At 43.0% G+C, this 20263-nt stretch carries 15 protein-coding genes; 8 read left to right on the forward strand and 7 right to left on the reverse strand.

The window, feature by feature from the left end:
• Positions 1 to 125: 125 nt before the first annotated feature.
• The 4 genes from FBB35_RS22535 to FBB35_RS22550 all read right to left on the reverse strand — a co-directional run bounded on the left by FBB35_RS22535 (position 126) and on the right by FBB35_RS22550 (position 7132).
• Positions 126 to 2018: an N-acetylmuramoyl-L-alanine amidase gene (locus tag FBB35_RS22535; protein ID WP_174711497.1), complete on the reverse strand. Its 1893-nt coding sequence runs from the start codon at positions 2016 to 2018 to the stop codon at positions 126 to 128.
• Positions 2019 to 2550: 532 nt separating this feature from the next.
• Positions 2551 to 4446: an N-acetylmuramoyl-L-alanine amidase gene (locus tag FBB35_RS22540; RefSeq protein WP_174711498.1), complete on the reverse strand. Its 1896-nt coding sequence runs from the start codon at positions 4444 to 4446 to the stop codon at positions 2551 to 2553.
• A gap of 807 nt (positions 4447 to 5253) precedes the next feature.
• Complete coding sequence (locus tag FBB35_RS22545) at positions 5254 to 6732, reverse strand: cation:proton antiporter (protein WP_174711499.1); 1479 nt, start codon at positions 6730 to 6732, stop codon at positions 5254 to 5256.
• A gap of 199 nt (positions 6733 to 6931) precedes the next feature.
• Entirely contained in the window at positions 6932 to 7132 is a 201-nt protein-coding gene (locus tag FBB35_RS22550; RefSeq protein ID WP_174711500.1) for a hypothetical protein, read from the reverse strand.
• Between the two features lie 29 nt (positions 7133 to 7161).
• Between FBB35_RS22550 and FBB35_RS22555 the strand changes: the two genes are divergently transcribed.
• Positions 7162 to 7902, forward strand: coding sequence for an SIMPL domain-containing protein (locus FBB35_RS22555; RefSeq protein ID WP_174711501.1), 741 nt, complete (start codon positions 7162 to 7164; stop codon positions 7900 to 7902).
• Between the two features lie 133 nt (positions 7903 to 8035).
• On the opposite strand, the gene FBB35_RS22560 is transcribed toward FBB35_RS22555, so the two are convergent.
• The gene (locus tag FBB35_RS22560) at positions 8036 to 8398 is read right to left on the reverse strand and encodes a single-stranded DNA-binding protein (RefSeq protein WP_174711502.1); all 363 of its coding nucleotides are present in this window, start codon (positions 8396 to 8398) and stop codon (positions 8036 to 8038) included.
• Positions 8399 to 8761: 363 nt separating this feature from the next.
• Between FBB35_RS22560 and FBB35_RS22565 the strand changes: the two genes are divergently transcribed.
• The 3 genes from FBB35_RS22565 to mreD all read left to right on the forward strand — a co-directional run bounded on the left by FBB35_RS22565 (position 8762) and on the right by mreD (position 11340).
• Positions 8762 to 9769, forward strand: a complete 1008-nt coding sequence (locus FBB35_RS22565; RefSeq protein WP_094330992.1) for a rod shape-determining protein — start codon at positions 8762 to 8764, stop codon at positions 9767 to 9769.
• A gap of 99 nt (positions 9770 to 9868) precedes the next feature.
• Positions 9869 to 10678, forward strand: a complete 810-nt coding sequence (gene mreC / locus FBB35_RS22570; RefSeq protein ID WP_174711503.1) for a rod shape-determining protein MreC — start codon at positions 9869 to 9871, stop codon at positions 10676 to 10678.
• 26 nt (positions 10679 to 10704) lie between these two features.
• Complete coding sequence (gene mreD / locus FBB35_RS22575) at positions 10705 to 11340, forward strand: rod shape-determining protein MreD (RefSeq protein WP_174711504.1); 636 nt, start codon at positions 10705 to 10707, stop codon at positions 11338 to 11340.
• Between the two features lie 714 nt (positions 11341 to 12054).
• On the opposite strand, the gene FBB35_RS22580 is transcribed toward mreD, so the two are convergent.
• Positions 12055 to 12252 carry a hypothetical protein gene (locus FBB35_RS22580; protein ID WP_174711505.1) on the reverse strand — a complete coding sequence of 66 codons (198 nt, stop codon included), beginning with the start codon at positions 12250 to 12252 and terminating at the stop codon, positions 12055 to 12057.
• A gap of 948 nt (positions 12253 to 13200) precedes the next feature.
• Here FBB35_RS22580 and sds point away from each other — a divergent pair.
• A complete protein-coding gene (gene sds / locus FBB35_RS22585; RefSeq protein ID WP_174711506.1) occupies positions 13201 to 14172 on the forward strand; it encodes a solanesyl diphosphate synthase in 972 nt (323 codons plus the stop codon).
• A gap of 291 nt (positions 14173 to 14463) precedes the next feature.
• On the opposite strand, the gene FBB35_RS22590 is transcribed toward sds, so the two are convergent.
• Positions 14464 to 14937, reverse strand: coding sequence for a hypothetical protein (locus FBB35_RS22590; RefSeq protein ID WP_174711507.1), 474 nt, complete (start codon positions 14935 to 14937; stop codon positions 14464 to 14466).
• Positions 14938 to 15141: 204 nt separating this feature from the next.
• Between FBB35_RS22590 and hetZ the strand changes: the two genes are divergently transcribed.
• The 3 genes from hetZ to FBB35_RS22605 all read left to right on the forward strand — a co-directional run bounded on the left by hetZ (position 15142) and on the right by FBB35_RS22605 (position 20180).
• The gene (gene hetZ, locus FBB35_RS22595; protein ID WP_012408510.1) at positions 15142 to 16347 is read left to right on the forward strand and encodes a heterocyst differentiation protein HetZ; all 1206 of its coding nucleotides are present in this window, start codon (positions 15142 to 15144) and stop codon (positions 16345 to 16347) included.
• The gene (locus tag FBB35_RS22600; RefSeq protein WP_174711508.1) at positions 16340 to 17317 is read left to right on the forward strand and encodes a PatU; all 978 of its coding nucleotides are present in this window, start codon (positions 16340 to 16342) and stop codon (positions 17315 to 17317) included. The genes hetZ and FBB35_RS22600 overlap by 8 nt, the downstream gene beginning before the upstream one ends.
• Before the next feature lie 541 nt (positions 17318 to 17858).
• Positions 17859 to 20180: a DUF3488 and DUF4129 domain-containing transglutaminase family protein gene (locus tag FBB35_RS22605; protein WP_254625667.1), complete on the forward strand. Its 2322-nt coding sequence runs from the start codon at positions 17859 to 17861 to the stop codon at positions 20178 to 20180.
• Positions 20181 to 20263: the final 83 nt, after the last annotated feature.

Below are 20263 nucleotides of genomic sequence, written 5' to 3' on the forward strand. Positions count from 1 at the left end.
GCTAATATTAATTTAGGTTTTGGGATTTAAAATACAGAATTTAGCAGACAATCGGCTAATTGACCACTAAATTCTGCACGCCAAAGGATTCTAAATACCACCTTTTAATAGTAATTTGTACTATGTTAACGCTGTAAGTATTTTAGGATGCCACGAGCGATCGCTTCTGCCATCTGATTTTGATACTCTCGTGTCGCCAATCTGGGATTGTCTTCTCGACCAGTCATATAACCTGTTTCTACTAAAATCGAGGGCATAGAGCTTTTCCTGAGAACGTAGAATCTGGCTTTGCGGGTTCCCCGGTTTTTGATTGTATCGATATTTTGCAGAATGGTATTGCGAACTACTTCCGCCAAAGCATAACCGCTATCGTAATAATATACTTCTAACCCATTCACATCAGGGCGATTATCAACAGAATTAGCATGAATACTGACAAACGCAGTTGCATTAACTCGTTCGGCAATTTCTACCCGTCCCTGAAGCTCTACGAAAAAGTCAGCATCCCGCGTTAGTACTGCTTGTACACCATGTTGCTCTAAAATTGCAGCTACCCTTTTACCAATAGGCAGAATTACATCTTTTTCTAAAAGTCCACCGATACCGGGAGCGCCTGAGTCTTTTCCACCATGTCCTGGGTCAATCACAACTAGTAATTTCCCTCTAGGAACTGAGGGGCGAGGCTGTGGTCGAGATATAGGAGGGGGATTATCTATGGGGTTGGGGAATTGACCTTGGTTTGGCGATAAAGGAGGTAAATCAATGGGCTGCTGTGTAATGCTACCAGAACGTTGTAATTCTAGAGCCAAAAGCTGGTCGCCAACTTGGTTAAGTTCGCCAATTTGCACTCCGGCTGCTGGCTGAACTAAAACAACGACTGTATTAGATTCTTGGGGTTGCAGGCGGACTCGCAGGATAGGGCTATTAGGATTAAAAGTTGGGCCTGTGACTTTGGGAGCTAACCGAGCATTGTTGATGGTAATGCGGTACAGACCAGAGGTTCTATCCCAGCCTCCTGTTGCAGATAAAGCTTGGTCTGCTCTAATCAGCAGTTGTGTGCCATTATTAGCCAGTTGCACAGACTCAATAGTCGCTGTACTAGATGGTATGGGGCGTGGACTATTACTATTACCTCCAGGGAACTGGGCAATGCCACGACTGGGCAGAAGCACAAAACCACTACTGTTACTATTAGTTGCTCGCCAATTTTGACTATTTTCATCCACCTGTAAAGTCATGCGAACAGCAGATGGACTTGTTTGTAGTTGGCTGAACTGAATACGGCTGACACCATAACGATTAATCGACAAATCGCGTTGCTCTAGACTTGGTGATAAAGTAGCGCTAGCAATGTCGATGTTAATTTCTCTTTGATCGTTGCTACGATTTACCTGAATCTGAGGATTACCACCATTGGTACGGATGAAAAACCCATCGCCTGTAACTTGTAAGTTCTCAATTTGAGTTACCCTGGCGGCAAGCATTCCGTTTTTAGGTGGATTAATAGGGCTTGTTCTCACCACATTGTAAATATCTCTTGGTGAGAACACAGATGGAGATGTTCTCGGTGAAGGTTGTGTTGCTATAGCTTGTTGTTGCCCACCAGTATTTCTTGAGGGAACATTTTCGGCTACTGGCGTGGGTAATTGCACCATCCAGCGATCGCCAGTTCTACCAACAAATTGTACACCCTTGGGGTCTAAAGTATAACCAGGAGTCAGTTCAACGACTATACGTGTTGTTTGTTCGTCAAACTGTCCAACACGGATAGCACGAATTGCACCGCCCACCTGTTGGGTTAGCTGCGGACGGCCAAATGTCGTTCCTGGTAAATCAATTACCAAACGAGTGGGGTTAAAAATTAATTGTGCTTGGGGTTGAACATTCCCTACAGTATTTATTTCTAGGTTGTTTTGATTGACATCAAAACGCCAAGATTCAAGTTTCGCAGCCATTGCGGGCGACGATAGCATGAAGATAGTTCCAATAGTACTGGATAGTAACCAGCGTAATTTCACAGTCTTTTCTCCTGATTCACATTCATGGGAGCCGTCAACGAAGAGGCTGGGGGAAGGGGGAGAGGGGCAGGGAGCAGGGGGAAATGCCCCCATCCTCCTACTGTGGAACAGAGCAGAAAATGGGTCTGAGTCTCCCACTTCTCCACCATTAGCTCTCGTACCCTTTGGGATTGAGCGCAACAGGTGGGGTCGAATGCCCGCCCTTTCTGTTCTATCTCGCCTGCTCCCTGCTCCCTGCTCCCTTGCCTCTTTCTTGTTCAATATATTGGCAAATCCTCACACCATCACCGCACACACTTTAGTATTAAGCTGTTATTAAGACACAGCTAATGGCGTAAAATATAGCACGCTCCTTTAATTTTGCCATGCCATCCATTAGCCCAGATAAATTTGACTTGTAAAGCATCAGATGACAATAACAAAGATGCTACTCTTGTCCCGCCGCAATAATACTTAAATTGGTTTTACTACTAAATTTGGATAAACATGGTAAAGATTAGATGTATTTACTCAATAATTTCGACTAAATTACTTATCTTCTCTTTAAATACTGAAGAACGCCACGAGCGATCGCCTCTGCCATTTGATTTTGGTAAGCTGAGGTTCTGAGCCTAGCCATATCTTCTCGACCAGTCATATAACCTGTTTCCACGAGAATGGAGGGCATAGAACTTTTTCTGAGAACATAAAACCTGGCTCGCCGGACTCCCCTGTCTTTGAGAGTACCAATACTTTGGAGAATGCTACTACGGACAACGCGAGCGAGATCCAGACCACTGTCGTAATAATAGACTTCCAAGCCATTAACATCGGGACGACTCGCACCTGCTGAGTTAGCGTGGATACTAACAAACACATCAGCATTAGCTCGCTCTGCTAATTGAACTCTTCCTGGAAGGGTAACAAAATAGTCAGAATCCCTAGTCATAACTACTTGTACACCATTTTGCTGCAAAATCTGTGCCAGCCTTTTACCAATAGGCAAGATCACATCCTTTTCGCGTGCCCCCCCAATACCAAGCGCTCCTGAGTCTTTACCGCCATGTCCGGGGTCAATAATGACTACCACTCGTCCATTGGTGACTCGGCGCTGTGGTTGAAATTGTGGCTGGGGATTGGGATTGTTTGGGTCTGGGAATGGCCCCCGATTTGGCGGTGGTAGCCCAGGTAAACCATAGGAGGGTCTTCCGGGGAGAGAAACAATTCGACGAGAACCTTGTATTGGTATAGCCAAAAGCTGGTCGCCGATTTGCTGGGGTTGCTCAAGTTGCACTCCGGCTGCTGGTTGAACTAAAACAACGACTGTGTTGGCTCCTTGGGGTTGCAGACGTACCCGAAGAATGGGGCTATTGGGGGCAAAGGTAGGGCCTGTAACTCTAGGAGCTAACTTGGCATTGTTAATTGTGACACGGAATACACCGGATGATCTATCCCAGGTTCCTGTAGTAGATAAAGTTTGGTCGGCTCTAATTAGCAATTGTCTGCCATTATCAGCCAGTTGCACAGACTCAATAGTTGCTGGGGAGTTGTTAGCAGCAGATAATCTACTAGGGAAAGAGGGTGGTTGTGATTGATTGTCCGAATTACTACTTCCAGGTAATCTGACAACCCGATTAGGCAGAACCACCAAACCACCACTGTTACTATTACTGGCTTGCCAATCTGGGCTATTTTTATCTACCCGCAAAGTCAAGCGAACGATAGGAGTTTGGTTTTGTAGTTGGGTGAATTCGATGCGGCTAACACCATGTTTGTTAACAGGCTGATTATTCTGTTGCGCCAGACGTGGTGATAAAGATGCGTCAGAGACATCTATGAAGATGCTAGCGCGATCGCGGCTGCGAATTGTCTTAATCCCCGGATTGCCACCACTGGTACGGAGGAACAATCCATCGCCTGTTACTGTCAAGCCCTCAATTTGCGTCGCCCCTCGTGTAGTAGTGGCAACCCTTGAAATATTAGGTTGGGGCTCAGAGTCTGGGGTAACGACAGTGTAAGCACTTCTGGGAGGTGAGGCGGGAAATGAAGCTACTCGATCAACTTCTGGTCTAGGTAATTGCACCGTCCAGCGATCGCCAGATGTCCCAACAAATTGGACGCGTTTGGGGTCTAAAGTATAACCAGGTGTCAGTTCTACAACTATGCGTGTTGTTTCTGTATCAAACTGCCCAACCCGGATTGAGCGAATTCCACCGCCCACCTGTTGAGTTAGCTGCGGACGGCCAAATGTCGTTCCTGGCAAATCAATTACCAGCCGAGTCGGGTTGAAAATTAGTTGTGCCTGGGGTTGAACTGCTCCCACAGTATTAATTTCCAGCCTGTTTTGATTGGCATCAAAGCGCCAAGATTCAAGTCTCGCAGCCATTGCCGGCGACGATAGCATGAAGATAGTTCCAATAGTGCTGGGTAGTAACCAGTGTAATTTCACAGTTCTTTCTCCTAATTCACGTTCATGGGAGCCGTCAACGAAGAGACAGGGGGAAGGGGGAGAGGGGCAGGGAGAAGGAAGTAGGGGAAAATGACCCCGTCCTCCTGCTATGGAACAGAGCGGAAAATGGGTCTGAGTCTCCCACTTCTCCACCAGTAGTTCTCGTACCCTTCGGGATTGAGCGCAACAGGTGGGGTCACATCCCCTTTCTCTTCTATCTCCCCTGCTCCCTTGCCTCTTTCTTGTTCAATATCTCAACTCATTGGTAAGTCATCACACCGTCACCACCTAAACTTGATCTTTGATGCCTTGTTTGATTTTTAAGCTGGTATAAAGACACGCTTAAATCGGTTATCAGATTTCATATTTGCTTGAAATCCCAATATAAAATCTTCCACCTTTGGAGGTGGAGGAATCTTACTCCCAAGGAAGCTAGAAAACTAATAACTGATAACCGTTCACTGATAACTGTTTTTTGTTTTTTGCCATCAATGCACTAAGTAGATAATTCCCATTACTGTCAGACGATCTAGCAAAATTTATGGTTGTTACTCCCCAATTACCTGGAAAATATTCAGATAATGACTCACAAGCCCAGGGATACTGGAAATAAATAACATTCCGAATGCTGGTAGAAATTATAAACAGACGATTATTCTACAATCAGATGGGACGGAAATTTGGAGAGAGAAGTTTCCACTTTATAATTGCAGAATCTTCAAAATACGGTGATTTTACTGAATTTCGAGGGCTGAGTTCTGAGAGAAAATCACTCAGAACTCAGTAATAATTTACCCAAGATTTTGATTAGCGATCGCCAGAATCTGGAGTTACTTCCAAATTGCCACTGTCATTTGATGCTGGCATCTTCGATTTAGGTGGTTCAATTACCAACGAGGTTCCAGAAGAACCATCTAAAACCAGTTGGTCTGAGCCTGCATCGACAGTTTTTGGATCTGGGAACACAAATCGTAACAAGGGAGGAGCTAAAAAGGTTGTCAAGATAACCATCATAATAATTGCCGCCCCTAGTGGTTTCGAGAGAGCGCCACTGGCTGCGCCAACACCAGCAAACACTAATCCAACTTCCCCTCTGGGAATCATCCCCACACCGATCGCTAAACGGTTGATTTCCGGTTGACCGAACACGCTTAAGCCTGTGATAACTTTACCGAGAATGGCTACTATGATCAGGAAAGTTGCCATAATTAGACCTTCTCGATTGTCAGGAATTGCTGGGTTTAAAACTCCCAAATCGGTTTTTGCCCCAACAGTAACAAAGAAAATTGGGACTAACATATCGGCAATGGGACAGACTTGCCTTTGCAGTTCTTTGCGCTTATCTGTCTCTTCTAGAACTAAACCCGCTGCAAAAGCTCCCAGAATCGCTTCTAAGTGGATGACGGCGGCAAGGTATGCCATAGCAAAGGCGAAGATGAATGCTGGTATTACCAGTCCACCGCGTGTTTTGAGTTGATCAGCGATCGCCACAAAGGATTTATTGAAAACATTCCCTAGTAGAATTGCTCCCAAAATAAAACCAGTGGCGCTGATAATCAAATAAATAACTTTGCTAACATCCACCACACCATCTTTAGCGAGGCTGGCAACTACCGCTAAAACGATGATTCCTAGAACATCGTCAATTACAGCAGCACCTAAAATAATCTGCCCTTCTTTAGAATTGAGCCGCCCCAACTCTGACAGCACCTTGGAAGTAATCCCAATACTAGTGGCAGTCAAAGCTGCCCCAGCAAAAATTGCGGGTATAGCAGCAATTCCAAATAAAGTCATCAGTCCCACAGTCCCAGCAGCAAAGGGTACTACTACCCCCACTACTGCTACGACGGTGGCTTGGATACCAACTGCCATTAAGTCTTTTAAGTTTGACTCCAAACCGATTTCAAACAGCAGGATGATCACACCCAACTCTGCCAAAACGGAAATGACCTCAGACTGGGCTGCAAACACTGCTGGAGTGGCTTCAGGACTTAAACCAGCAGTGATTTGAAGGAAGGACATGATCAAAGAGTTAGAACTGTCTGTGCTGCCTTCTGGAAACACTAAAAGGTGGAAAACAGAGATGCCAACTACCACACCACCTACTAGTTCGCCTAAAACGGGCGGCAAACCCACTTTGTTTGATAACTCTCCACCAACTTTGCTGGCGAGGTAAACGACTACTAAGCTTAGAAGCACTGCGGCTACTACCATTGAATTGTCTGCGGCTTCTGTTGCAGTAGCCAGCAGAGGAAAAGAGAAGTTAATTGGATCTAACAAATGCATGGGTTCTGTGAAAATCCTTCTCTTTGATTTTGACGTGTTTCTGAAAAACATCTATCTGTGGAGACGCTATTGGCAGGTTCAAAAACTTAATTTGTGCCATTTGTCTACTTAACCAAGCGCTATCAGAAAACTTCGGAAGCTTTGACTACAAACAGTCTAGGAAGTCGTAGTAAGTCAAAGTCGGTGAATTAATTTATCATCATGACAAAATCTTTAAAAATATTGGTGTAATTTTTTTAGTATCAAAAAATGTAACCATTTCAGCTTTTGACGATCGCAGTGTCAAAGTAAGAACATACAAATCGTATCTAGCGATCGCACTTAAATTGTGAAAAACTTGTGGTGATTGTTGACTTTTAACAGCCGCCAGAAGATTGCTAAATACGCTTATTAAAAACATCTGTGGATACTTTGAGGAGTGCAAATCTTATGACTAGAGCCGCTTTACCCGGTTCTCAGTTTCCATCTGGAAACTTGTGGAAAATACTGCCTTTAGCAATGCTTTTATGTGCAACTTTTGTACTACCGACATTGGCACAAGAAAAGGAAAAATTGTGGCGAACCCTTAGTGTCAGTGGCCGCGGAGTTGAAACAATTCCTACAACCTTGGCACAAGTTAGCTTAGGAGTGGAGATTCAGGGGAAAACAGCAGAGGAGGTACAGCAAGAAGCCGCCCGCAATTCATCGGCTGTAGTTGCGTTCCTCAAAAGCCAAAATGTCGAAAAATTACAAACTACTGGTATCCGACTGAATCCAGTTTACAGTTACACCAATAATGTGCAGCGAATTACAGGCTATGCTGCCAGTAACACGGTGAGTTTTAGGATTCCTAATGAAAAAGCAGGCACATTATTGGATGATGCAGTGAAAGCGGGTGCAACACAAATTAATGGTATTAGCTTTGTTGCGAATGATGAAGCGATCGCAGCTGCTCAAAAACAAGCATTAAAAGAAGCCACCCAAGATGCCCGACAACAAGCTGATGCTGTTTTCAGTGCCTTGGGTTTCAAATCCAAAGAAATAGTCAGCATTCAAGTTAATAATGCTACTGCGCCTCCACCACCCATGTTTTTACGGGCTGAAGCTGCCAAGGTAGCTGATTCTTCCACTCCTGTCGTTGGTGGTGAACAGGAAGTAGAAGCATCGGTAACTTTACAAATTAGTTATTAGTCATTTGTCATTAGTCCTTTGTCATTTGTGAGGGCAAAGGACTAATAATCAATGCCCAATACTTCTCTACGAGAGGCTGCGCCAACGGCTTCGCTCAGTACAAGTGCCCAATGCCCAATTCCCAAAATCAAAATCAAAAATGTTCCGAAGACATATCTCCTGCACCGCCCTCTCCATCACGCTTAGAGCCTAATAATTCCAGTTGGTCTACTCTAATAATTGGTGTAGAACGGTTTGCTCCTGTTTGGCGATCGCTCCATGTGTCAAACTTTAAGGAACCTTTGATGCCAATTAAGCTGCCTTTACGCACATAATTACCTGCTACTTCAGCCGTTTTATCCCATAATTCCAGAGTGAACCAGTCTGGTTCGTCGCTGTTGCGCGATCGCCTTTTTACGGCTAGTGTCAATCTACACTTAACACTACCTGACTCAAAATATTTTATATCTGGGTCGCCGCCTACACGACCAACAAGGGTGACAATATTGATACTCATAGGTTTTACCTTTCAGTACAAGTGTACTCGTGAATTCTGACTTTTATCATAGCGAATTGTGAAACACTTGAAAATAATGTGTTAAACAGTTAACAATATAATTGACTTGAAAAATTATACATAACTACTTGGAGAAACACATAAAAGTATACGGATATACTAAGCAAACCAGAGAATATCAAAAAAGAGAAACCTGAGACATAGTAAATATTCCTGGGAATCATATAAAAATAAAGTTTAGTTTGCTGAACTCAGGATACAAACATAATCGAATCCACTCTTACCGTTGTAGTCAAGAAGTATCGCACATAGGGGGCTTAGAGACGCGTGGGTATTTTTAGGAACTTTCGCACATCATGGGATATGGGTATCGACCTCGGTACTGCCAACACCCTGGTTTATGTATCTGGTAAAGGTATTGTACTGCAAGAGCCTTCTGTAGTTGCTATCGATGTCAACGAAAAGGTAGCCCTAGCAGTAGGAGAAGAAGCCAAAAAAATGCTCGGTCGCACACCTGGAAATGTGATTGCCCTCCGCCCCTTGCGCGATGGTGTAATCGCTGACTTCGATATAGCCGAGTTGATGCTGAAAAGCTTTATTCAGCGTGTAAATGAAGGCAAATCTCTAATTTTACCTCGAATTGTCATTGGCATTCCTAGTGGTGTCACAGGTGTAGAAAGGCGGGCTGTAATGGATGCGGCTCACCAAGCAGGAGCAAGAAAAGTTTATTTAATCGATGAACCTGTAGCTGCCGCCATTGGTGCAGGACTACCGGTTGCCGAACCCACAGGCAACATGATTATTGATATTGGTGGTGGTACAACAGAAGTCGCGGTGCTAAGTCTTCAGGGTACAGTAATCAGCGAATCAGTACGCATTGCTGGGGATGAACTAACTGATTCAATCATTCAGTATATTAAAAAAGTTCATAACTTAGTCATTGGTGAACGGACTGCTGAAGACATCAAGATTCGGCTTGGTTCTGCGTATCCTACCCATGATGATAATGATGCCATGATGGAAATCCGAGGCTTACACCTGCTTTCCGGTCTACCGCGAACTGTAACCATCAAAGGCCCAGAAATCCGTGAAAGTATGTTGGAACCACTATCAGTAATTATAGAAGCTGTGAAGCGGACACTGGAACGTACACCTCCAGAACTAGCAGCAGACATTATTGACAGAGGTATCATGTTAGCTGGTGGTGGTGCTTTGCTCAAAGGCATAGATACCTTAATTAGTCATGAAACGGGGATTGTAACCCACATCGCCGCCGACCCTCTCTGTTGTGTTGTGCTGGGAACAGGTCGGGTGTTAGAAAACTTCAAACAGCTAGAACGGGTTGTTACCGAAAGCTCTCGCAATATGTAGCAAAAAAATATCATACTTGAGTTCTATTTGAGTTCTATTTGGGTTCTATATAAATAGAATCCAAATAGAACTTAATTGTATAAGTAGACAAAGGTATATATGGTTACAATACGGCGCTGGTGGGATCGTAAAGGCTTACAAATCGGGTTGTTGGCTCTAGTAGTCGGTAGTGCTTGGGTATTGCGACAGACTCAAGGTGAATTGGTGCTTGAGACATACCAGGCACTTACCCGTCCATTAGAGATGTTGCAGTCAGGGCCAACTCCAGAAGAACGTATCAGAGATGCCCGGATATTAGAATTGCAAACCCGTATAGTAGATTTGGAAAGTCAAAAGACAAAGCTACAAGATTTATTAGGTTATGTGGAAAAAGAGCCACTGGCATCACGGCCAATTCCAGCCAGGGTAATAGGACGTAGTGCTGACCAGTGGTGGCAACAAGTTACTCTGAATCGCGGCGCGAATGCAGGGATTCAGGAAGGCTTTGTAGTCAAGGCCGATGGTGGATTAGTCGGTTTGGTGGAGAGTGTAACTCCCAATACTAGCCGCGTGTTGTTAATCAGTGACCTCAAGAGTCAAGTTGGTGTATCAGTTAGCCGCACAGCAGCTAAAGGCGTTTTGCGAGGAGATTCTTCTGCCGAAGCTGTGCTGGAATTTTATGAAAAAGTCCCAAATGTCAAGATAGGAGATTTAGTTTCCACATCTACTTATAGTCAGAAATTTCCATCTGGCTTGGCAGTAGGACGAATCAAGTCCCTAGATTTAAAGAAACTTCCGGCATCAGTGGCAAAAATTGAGCTTTTTCCGCCAATCCGCTCTCTTGATTGGGTAGCAGTTTATCCAAAGCCAGAAAACCAAGAACCGGAAAACGAAAAGTCGGCAAATCAACTGCCACAAAGGTCTAAGTAAATTCTCCCTTGAAAATCTATACAAAAATGAAGATTCCTGCATTTGGTATTAGCAGGCAGAAAAAGCCAAAATCGTCAGAGCGAAAATCGAAATTCCGAATCCAGCCGCTTTCTCGTTGGCATCCCGGTGTACGGCAGTTGTTTAGTTGGATAGTGACTGCTAGTTCTGTACTGTTATGTTTACTATTATTACCAACCCGCCTGCCAGGTATGGAATTATTGGGAATTGGCCCTAACTGGCTATTAATTTGGGTGGTAACTTGGAGTGTGAAGCGCACGGTATTTGCTGGAGCATTAGCAGGTATAGTTCTGGGGCTACTTCAAGATTCCATGACAGCACCTAACCCTAGTCACGCCATCAGTTTAGGAATTGTGGGAATTTTAACTGGTCTACTCCAGAAACAGCGTTTTATTGAAGAAGACTTTATTTCAATTGCTGTAATTGTCTTTGTGATGGCAGTTTTGGCAGAAACTATCTTTGGGTTGCAATTAACTTTGACAGGCGATGCCTACGGCGGGCACAGCCTACGCAAAGTAACAGATATTTGGACATATTACCAGCGTGTCGCCCTCGCCTCTGCCATTCTTAGTAGTCTGTGGGCACCCGTGGTCTATTATCCCCTCAATCGTTGGTGGCAACGATTGAAATTGTTGGAGCAATAGTCAAGGGAGTTAGATTAGAATAGAGTTTACGCAAAACCACACGCAGTAGAGGAAATTCATGATATTACCCCTACTGTATGTGGTTTTGGCTATTATTTGCCTAAATACTACAAATATTTAATTATTTAAGCCGATTTACTTAGCTTATGATTGCCAGGAAAGAAAATTCTCCTCTGTAACCTGAATCTTGATGAAATTTGGGCAACCTCTGGCAAGATGTATTCAAGCTACATTAAATCAAACAACACCGTATTATTGTAGTTAGTAGCATTTATGTTTCGATACTTTCTTTTTTGCCTTACAACAATATCAGGTAATTCGTCTCCTGATTTACTGACGGCAGAATATGGAAGCTTTCACTAAATAACCTAGTTGGAGAACGCTAATGTCGAAGGAAAGAAAAAGTAATAAAGAAGTTAAAAAACCTAAAAAAGATCCCAAGGACAAAAAGGATAAAAACAACCCAAACAAATAGAACGATTTAGACCAAGGGCATTTCTAATGTTTTTTATATTTTTTGGCAGAAAAACCACAGGTTTCGAGCTAGACAAGGTTTATACCAATTCTTTGTGAAACTTTACAGAATCAAGCTAGTGAGGCAAGGGGATTTTTCCCCTTGTTCGCAAGCAACCTCAGATGTAATCAGTATTCAGATGTAATCAGTATTAGGAGTTAAAAGTTTTGAATTAATAACTCCTAACTCCTCACTACCCACTACTGACTATTAACAGCTTCAGTCACTTTTGCCATTACTGATATCTCCTGCTTGTGTTTTCCTTCGGCAGATGAAGGAAAACTTTTAGCAACAGTCTTTGTACCCGTTCGCTTTGCCAGTGCTAATAACAGGTAGACTGTGAACAAATATCCAGACGCTAAAATAAAAATCATCATAGGTATACTTCCGTAAATCATTGTTCTACTAGCACCCTTTCAAACGAATATAAAATTCCATAAAATTAGTAGAACCTTAGCCAACCAAGTACATTCTTGATTGCTATAGTTTTCTATGGTAAAATTACCTATAGAGATAAAATTCCCTACGGACAAAGAATTTATTGTCTAATGAGACTTCTTGCAGACCATAGATACCACACCAGTTAGATTGCCGTTTAGCAATCTAAAACTACGATTCTCAGCGGTCTACTTGATCTGCGTTATTTTTACTCACACTGCTGTGAAAAGAGTAATGCTTGCGCTCAACGTGCGCTGAAGACGTATAGCGGCATCCCATAGGGATGTAGCATAGCTCCAAGCCAGGAGTTTTGCATATCGTAGGAAAAATCAAAGGGATTATTCCCTTAATTTAGGCTACGACTAATTATTTTAGACTCACATCACCTTAGCCAGTAAAATCACTTAGTAAGTGAATCACTTTGGGGTGTGAATATCTTAAAAATTTAAAATTCCTATATTTTAGCGTAACACAACGACCCTCAATTTGAAGCCCATTCCACTGCTAAATTTCAAATTTTTTGAATAGCTACACTTCAGTTCTGAAGAAATTTAGTTTTATCCATTCGTAACTCGATTTAAATTATATCCATTTTGTCAATAAGTAATATTGCTTGAATTTTGATTCGATCTGTGGTGGTAAACGTGTACTTGCAAACTACTTAATACAATTAAAGCTAGTATTTGTTTCTGTGTACTGAGAAAGCATGTTTTAAGTTAATTTAAAACTCGAACTTCTCCCAAATTAAGCAAAATTGCTTATTGACAAACACGTCATTAATATTAGTTAACGTCGATGACTTATAAAAATGGGATTGTCTAATGAAAACTTTGCGCTGGCACAGGGTTATCTTAAAATGAGTGTAGGATATGTAAACTTTCGTAACCTAAGTCAGAGTCCGCCCATCCATGACCCCAGCCACCTCCCTGTTTACCCCTGTGGAAGCAGACCTGCGACTACTAGCAGATAACCTAAAACAGCTAGTTGGAAATCGCCACCCCATTTTGTTTGCAGCAGCCGAACATTTATTCGGAGCTGGGGGAAAGCGTATCAGACCAGCAATTGTCCTGCTAATATCGCGGGCAACAATGTTAGAGCAAGATATTACACCGCGTCATCGCCGCCTAGCTGAGATTACAGAAATGATTCACACAGCAAGCTTGGTACATGACGATGTGGTAGATGAATCAGACGTGCGGCGAGGCGTTCCTACCGTTCATAGTTTGTTCGGTAATCGCATTGCCATATTAGCAGGAGATTTTCTTTTTGCCCAATCGTCCTGGTATTTAGCAAACTTGGACAATTTGGAGGTTGTAAAACTCCTCTCAGAAGTCATTATGGATCTGGCTACTGGGGAGATCCAGCAGGGACTAAATCGTTTTGATGCTGGTATCTCTATTGAAACTTACCTCCAGAAGAGTTATTACAAAACAGCTTCGTTAATCGCCAACAGTTCTAAAGCTGCTGGGTTACTTAGTGAAGTCTCGCGGGAAACTGTTGAGCATCTGTATAGCTATGGTCGTCATTTTGGTATAGCATTTCAAATCGTTGACGACATTCTAGATTTCACCAGTACGACAGATACCTTGGGTAAACCAGTGGGGTCTGATTTGAAAAGTGGTAATCTGACTGCGCCGGTTTTATTTGCTTTAAGGGAAAAATCATCCTTGGAAATGCTAATTGAGCGGGAGTTTGCTCAAGATGGAGATTTAGAGCAAGCACTAGCACTAATTCAAGATAGTCAAGGAATACAGCAGGCGCGGGAGTTAGCTGCTCACCATGCTAAGTTAGCAATTGAACATCTTGCAGTTCTCCCACCCTCAGAATCTCACCAGGCATTGATTAACATAGCTGAGTACACACTGAGTCGCCTCTATTAACTCAGTTATTAGTTATTAGTTACAAAATGGGGCTTTAGATGCCAAGTTAAACCTACCAAATGTTCTTAGGTGGGGAAATTTTGCTCAGTTGTAAGCTAATTTTTGAAAAATGTTCACTGATAACTGTTTGATCACCAATTTTAGATTAAGCCGATCGCCTGGTTCTTTAAAGAACTAAAAGGGTAGTAATTGGCATTAATTTCTTTTCATCAAAAACTTTTTCAAACAAATTTGAGATTTAAAATTTGGGATGTGGGATTGTATCTAAAAAATCCCACATCCCAAATCTTTCTATGCAATATCAGGGGGTATCTGTTTAGGCGATCGCTGCTGCCGCAACCTTTGTTGCATGAGTTTCTCTAGATCAGTTCGCCGAATTTCAACGGTATGAGTGGTCTTACCCGGCGTTTCCAAAAAAAGGATACTATCTACGGGTTCTAATGCCACCAATTGGAACAAAATATGGGTGACAGGAACAATTTTAGCTAGCATTTGAGGGTCAAGCCCAGCAGGGGAAATTAGAGAGACATCCTGTATGGTAGGGAAAGCGTAAATAACGCGCTTTTCCAATCCTGGATTAGCACGATTGCTCAAGGTAGTTAAAACCCAGCTTGCCTCCGAATTTTGGAGAATATAGTACTGGGAATGACGTAATTTTTGAGCGATCGCTCTAAGGGCAGGAGCAATTGCTGCAATCAGATTTGGTGTCATACCATCGCGGGGTGCATTGTCAATCAGCAATTGAATTTGTGCTTCTAAATCCATAATGACTTGTATACGGCTCCTGGGTAATGGCAATAACATCTATCAAAGTGTGAACAATCCCATCCAAGTTGGGAATAATAAAATCAGCCATATCCTGAATGTAGGATTGGTCTGCGTTTAGCTTATACGTAAAACCAAAAAAGCCAATACCCACAGTCGTACAGGTTGTATTTAAATACTTAAGGTCTTTTGAAAACTGAGACTATGAATTCAGCCGCAACCGCAACTATTCCATCTGCAAATATTCTGGGAGAAAATTCTAAAGGCGTGGAGGTGATCTTTCAACTCCTATCCAAGGAGTTTCAACAATCGACCAAAGCTTCGGAACAGAATTGCCATGATGTAGCAACACGTATTACCACCGAAGTATATCGGATTTGCCATGAGAGCAAACGTATTCAAGCTTCGGGAACTGTAGAAAGCTCGGCGATGACCCTGGCTCGGCATCGACTACAACAGTGTCTCAGGTACTATCAGTTGGGGTCAAATCGGGGCAGGGTAGAATTACACAGTACTCTGAGTGCAATTATTTATCGATACATTAATCCGCCTCAGAAGCAATTGAGTTATCAAGGGCGACTGACTATAATCGAAGATTTTTTACAAAGTTTTTATCTGGAAGCATTAAACGCTTTCCGCCGAGAAAATCAACTTGGTGCTACTTATCGCCCTCAGACGCTTCTAGAATTGTCTGAGTACATGGCATTTACCGAGCGCTACGGCAAACGACGCATTCCCTTACCAGGCCGTCAGCAGCAGCTAATTATCCTGCGGGCACAAACTTTTTCTCAACAGCAGCCCCCAGAAACCAGCGTAGATATAGAACAAGCCGCAGAAGGTAGCAATAACGAAGGCGATGGTTCTTGGGAAGAACCCGCAGTGCATCAATTGCGCTCTACAATGGCAACGCAAGCCGAACCCGAACCTGAAGAAGATACCTTGCGTTCGGTTGTGGTTACAGAATTAATGAACTATCTCGAACAACGACAACAATCTGACTGTGCTGATTACTTTTCCCTCCGCCTCCAGGATCTCTCAGCACAAGAAATAGAGTCGATTTTAGGTTTAACCCCTCGTCAGAGAGATTATTTACAGCAGCGCTTCAAGTATCATTTAATTCGGTTTGCTTTATTACACCGTTGGGAATTAGTTCACGAGTGGCTGGAAGCTTCTTTGCACACCAATTTGGGTTTAACTCCCCAGCAATGGCAAGTATACACAGCACAGCTAGACAATAAGCAACGGTCTTTATTAGAGTTGAAGCAACAAGGACAAGCCGATGAAAAAATCGCCAAAACTTTAGGGCTGTCAATGGCACAACTTCAAAAACGGTGGTTTAAGATTCTTGAGCAAGCTTGGGAAATTCGTAACTCATTAGTGTCCGGATCAGGTGCATCTACTCATGAATAGTGACTCAGAATCCTCACAATACCAGTATCTCGGTTGGTTATTGACAGATGATGTCAAAAATAACGAGCAATCGGTAGAATCTGAGGAAAATGACGGGGTAAAAAAACTCATCAATGAAGCCACTGCTTCAAAAAGCAGTGAGCCAAAATTGGGAGTAACGCCCCAGACCCTTCAATTGGGAGAAATTCCTACTGTGCAAGATCGTTTTCAAGCCGTCATTAAACATCGGTTACAAATCCAAGCCCAAGACCACCCACCTTTGTTTCCCTGGGAAACACAATTAATCGACTATCCCGATTTTGTTGATGAGCCGTCAATGACGCTCGTTCCTACCTGGGGATGGATGGTACAACAGTCGAAGCTGAAACTGCCTTGCCCCTTGCCGGAAAGAGTTTTCCAGCAATTGCTAGAACAGTGTCAGGCATTGGTGACATCTTCAGTCCCTCTAGGGGCAAAATTAGTTCAAGTGGTGGAGAACTTTTTTCCCAACGAGTCTCAAGCACTAAACGATATAGCTGGATTGGTGCTAAGAAGCACCTATCGCTCTGTCGGTACTCTGGAGACATTGCCCAATATTCAGAGCGATTACTCAGATTTACAGCCGCGTCAACAGATGGCTTTGTCGTTGCTGGCAGCTAAACAACTGCTGGAAAATTTGACTCTACCACTTTCAGCAACCAATCCAGTGGTAGAAAGACAATGGCTAACCACTGTCGGTAATTTGAACATCAGAGTAGAGTATCAGTCTGTAGGTAAACTTACGAAGTTACTTGTTCAGGCTGAGTTACCTGTTAAAGGAACTTTAATACTTCGTGGAAGTGGCACTTTAGCAATGGCAACATCTTCGACTTCGGGATACTTAAGTGTAGAGTTAGGTTGTGAGCAACTTAACCCAACTTATACTCTGGAAGTTGAGTTTCCAGAAATAGACCAACAGCCGCTTTTGTTTGTCATTAATCCCACTGCGTAATTTTAATTACCATACTAGTACGTAATACCGCATATCTTAAGGTGACTATTCCCTAGCTGTTGCCTTGGGGCTTTTCAGTCTCTAGATACTACTAGCAACAGGGTGCTTACTTATACTTAGGCGTGGTTACAGTTAACCAGTGGTGTAGACTCACCCTCCATCCCATAAATTGAATGTTCGTGGATACTCGTCAGTCCACTCAGTTACTAGCAAAGCCTGGGGAACGAGTTACTTTGTTGTGCTGATTTCGCCTCTATTTTACCAAGCAACCAATTTTTCACAACGAATTTATTCGATTGTGCTGTTTTTTTATACAAAATTATGTTCACTCTTGGCGCAATAGACACCCTACGACAGGAGAAGGGAAGCAAAGGTTGAAAACTCTATTTTCAACCTTTTTATTTTGTAAAAATAGGCGCTAAACCTTGATAAATGAATGAAGACAGGATAATAAAGCTTCTTCTAACGGGAATACTTTACAGTAGGGCGAATAGTTTCGTCCTCAACATTGTTTCCGTGGCATCTATAACTTAGACTCGAAATGCTCAACTTATCCAGGATGAATCGGTTTTGGCGTGTCCCTGTGGGTAATTTCTGGCGGCAAAATTTGCAGCGCTCGCCTTTGACAGAAGTGGAAGATTCAATTCCCTTACGGGTGCTGGTGCTAGCATTGGTTATTTTGGGAATTGGGGCGACAGATATCGCCGCCGAGACTTCATTCAGTTTTTGGGCGTTACCCCTAAGTGTATCGGGTGCTATTTGGAGTTATTATCGTCGCCGCGATGCCAATGTTGCAGTTAAATTTTGCATCGCTATCGGAATGTTAATGGCACTCGGTAGCTTCTTTGGGCGGTTAGTGGGAGAGTTAAATGATACACGGTTGGGTTTGGCGGAGTTATTAATTCAACTTCAGGTGTTGCACAGCTTTGATACACCCCGCCGGAAAAATTTGGGCTATTCAATTGTTATAGGACTGATTTTATTAGGTGTGGCGGCAACGTTAAGTCAGACTTTAGCATTTGCACCCGTTTTGCTGTTATTTTTAGCGATCGCTCTGCCAACTTTAGTACTAGATTATCGCTCACGTTTGGGTTTGCAGCCATTAAAAACTCAAAAGGAAAAATTCAACCCAAAGAATTCCTCAACTCTTAATTTTAAATTTTTAACTCTGACTTTTTTACTAATTGTCAGTCTAGGACTGGCAATTTTTGCTGTTTTACCAAGATTTCCTGGTTATCAATTACGGAATTTTCCTGTGAGTTCTGCTATCCAGTTAAAAGGTAATTTTACAGGGCGTACTATCATCAATCCCGGTTATGTCCGTCAAGGTAGTGGTAATAATCAAGGCAGTGGTACGGGACAAGTCCGAAGTGGTGAACCAGGTAAGGTAGATAATAACTTTTATTACGGTTTTAATAGCCAAATTAACCAAAATCTGCGCGGTGAGATGAAACCCAAGGTTGTGATGCGGGTGCGATCGCAAGCTGAGGGTTTTTGGCGAGTACTAGGATTTGACCGCTATACGGGTAAAGGATGGGAAGTTTCCCGTAATGAAGATGTTACGACCATCAAGCGATCGCCTTGGTCTTACCAAATTTTCCTGAACCCACCTCTGACTACTGCTAAAACCCAAGAAATAGTACAAACTTATACAGTAGTGGCGGACTTGCCTAACCTAATTCCGGCGATGGCTTATCCCAAAGATATTTACTTTCCGACACCGATGGTTGCGGTTGATAAAGAAGATGGATTGCGATCGCCTGTGGAATTATCAGAAGGACTCACCTACACGGTAATTTCTGAAGTACCATACCGCGATCGCACTAAATTAGGTGAAGCTTCTACTAAATATCCACGAGATATTAAACAGCATTATCTGCAAATTCCTCCCGAAATTACTGAAAAAGTCCAACAACGTACCGAAGAAATCCTTGCTAACTACAGTCGGGAAGGAGTCACAAAGTCTTCTAAAAGCCTAGATTCAGCCTATGAAAAGGCTCTCTACTTAGCTCAATATTTAAAGCAACGTTACTCTCTTCCCCAAAATCCTTTAGATTTGCCTTATTTGGGAGAAAAAGATGATTTAGTAGAAGCTTTTTTATTCAAATATAAAGGCGGTTATCCAGACCATTTCTCCACAGTTCTCACGGTGATGCTACGTTCCATTGGTATCCCAGCGCGGTTAGTGGCAGGGTTTAGTTCAGGAGAATTTAATCCATTTACTGGGCTATATGTTGTCCGTAATACTGACGCTTATGCGATGACAGAAGTATATTTTCCCAAATATGGCTGGTTTGCCTTTGACCCGATTCCCAATCATCCCCTCATACCTCCATCAGTAGAAGATACTCAGACTTTTAGTGTATTGCGCCAGTTATGGCACTGGGTTGCTGGATGGCTACCTTCTCCAGTGACAGGTTTATTGAATAATGTATTTGAGACAATATTTAAGTGGGTGATTAGAGCGATCGCTTGGTTTTTAGCTTTATTTTCTCAAGGTTGGTTTGGTATATTAACTGGCTTAATCTTGGTAACTACAGCGGCTTTCTTCGGTTGGCTGGGTTGGGGTCAGTGGCGAGAGTGGCGCAACCGCCGATGGTTAAAGAAATTGCCAGCAATGGAAAGCCTTTATCAACAAATGCTGCAATGGACAACCCAAAAAGGTTTAGGTAAACATCCAGCACAAACACCTTTAGAGTATGCCAGAGGATCGTACCAGCATCATCCTCTAGCCACTGCTGAAGTAATAGATGAGATTAGCCAAGCTTATGTTGGCTGGCGTTATGGTGGTCATACGCCTAACTTGAAGCGACTGCGGCAAAGATGGCAAGGTATCAAAAATGCTGGTAAGGCTGATAAGTAACTCCAGTTGCGGGTTATCAACTGACGTGTGTTTGCTCAACCTCAATTCATACGATGTTTTGTGTAAGTCCTATAGAAGAAACT

This window comes from Nostoc sp. TCL240-02 (genome assembly GCF_013343235.1).
Taxonomy (GTDB): Bacteria; Cyanobacteriota; Cyanobacteriia; order Cyanobacteriales; family Nostocaceae; genus Nostoc.

Excerpts from the sequence above, each read along its gene's own strand:
- mreD (WP_174711504.1), top strand. The coding sequence starts at position 10,705 with ATGAAGATTCCTGCATTTGGTATTAGCAGGCAGAAAAAGCCAAAATCG.
- FBB35_RS22560 (WP_174711502.1), bottom strand. The coding sequence starts at position 8,398 with ATGAGTATCAATATTGTCACCCTTGTTGGTCGTGTAGGCGGCGACCCA.
- FBB35_RS22600 (WP_174711508.1), top strand. The coding sequence starts at position 16,340 with ATGAATAGTGACTCAGAATCCTCACAATACCAGTATCTCGGTTGGTTA.
- sds (WP_174711506.1), top strand. The coding sequence starts at position 13,201 with ATGACCCCAGCCACCTCCCTGTTTACCCCTGTGGAAGCAGACCTGCGA.
- FBB35_RS22580 (WP_174711505.1), bottom strand. The coding sequence starts at position 12,252 with ATGATTTACGGAAGTATACCTATGATGATTTTTATTTTAGCGTCTGGA.
- FBB35_RS22545 (WP_174711499.1), bottom strand. The coding sequence starts at position 6,732 with ATGCATTTGTTAGATCCAATTAACTTCTCTTTTCCTCTGCTGGCTACT.
- FBB35_RS22565 (WP_094330992.1), top strand. The coding sequence starts at position 8,762 with ATGGGTATCGACCTCGGTACTGCCAACACCCTGGTTTATGTATCTGGT.
- hetZ (WP_012408510.1), top strand. The coding sequence starts at position 15,142 with ATGAATTCAGCCGCAACCGCAACTATTCCATCTGCAAATATTCTGGGA.
- FBB35_RS22605 (WP_254625667.1), top strand. The coding sequence starts at position 17,859 with ATGCTCAACTTATCCAGGATGAATCGGTTTTGGCGTGTCCCTGTGGGT.
- FBB35_RS22550 (WP_174711500.1), bottom strand. The coding sequence starts at position 7,132 with ATGTTTTTAATAAGCGTATTTAGCAATCTTCTGGCGGCTGTTAAAAGT.
- FBB35_RS22590 (WP_174711507.1), bottom strand. The coding sequence starts at position 14,937 with ATGGATTTAGAAGCACAAATTCAATTGCTGATTGACAATGCACCCCGC.
- FBB35_RS22555 (WP_174711501.1), top strand. The coding sequence starts at position 7,162 with ATGACTAGAGCCGCTTTACCCGGTTCTCAGTTTCCATCTGGAAACTTG.
- mreC (WP_174711503.1), top strand. The coding sequence starts at position 9,869 with ATGGTTACAATACGGCGCTGGTGGGATCGTAAAGGCTTACAAATCGGG.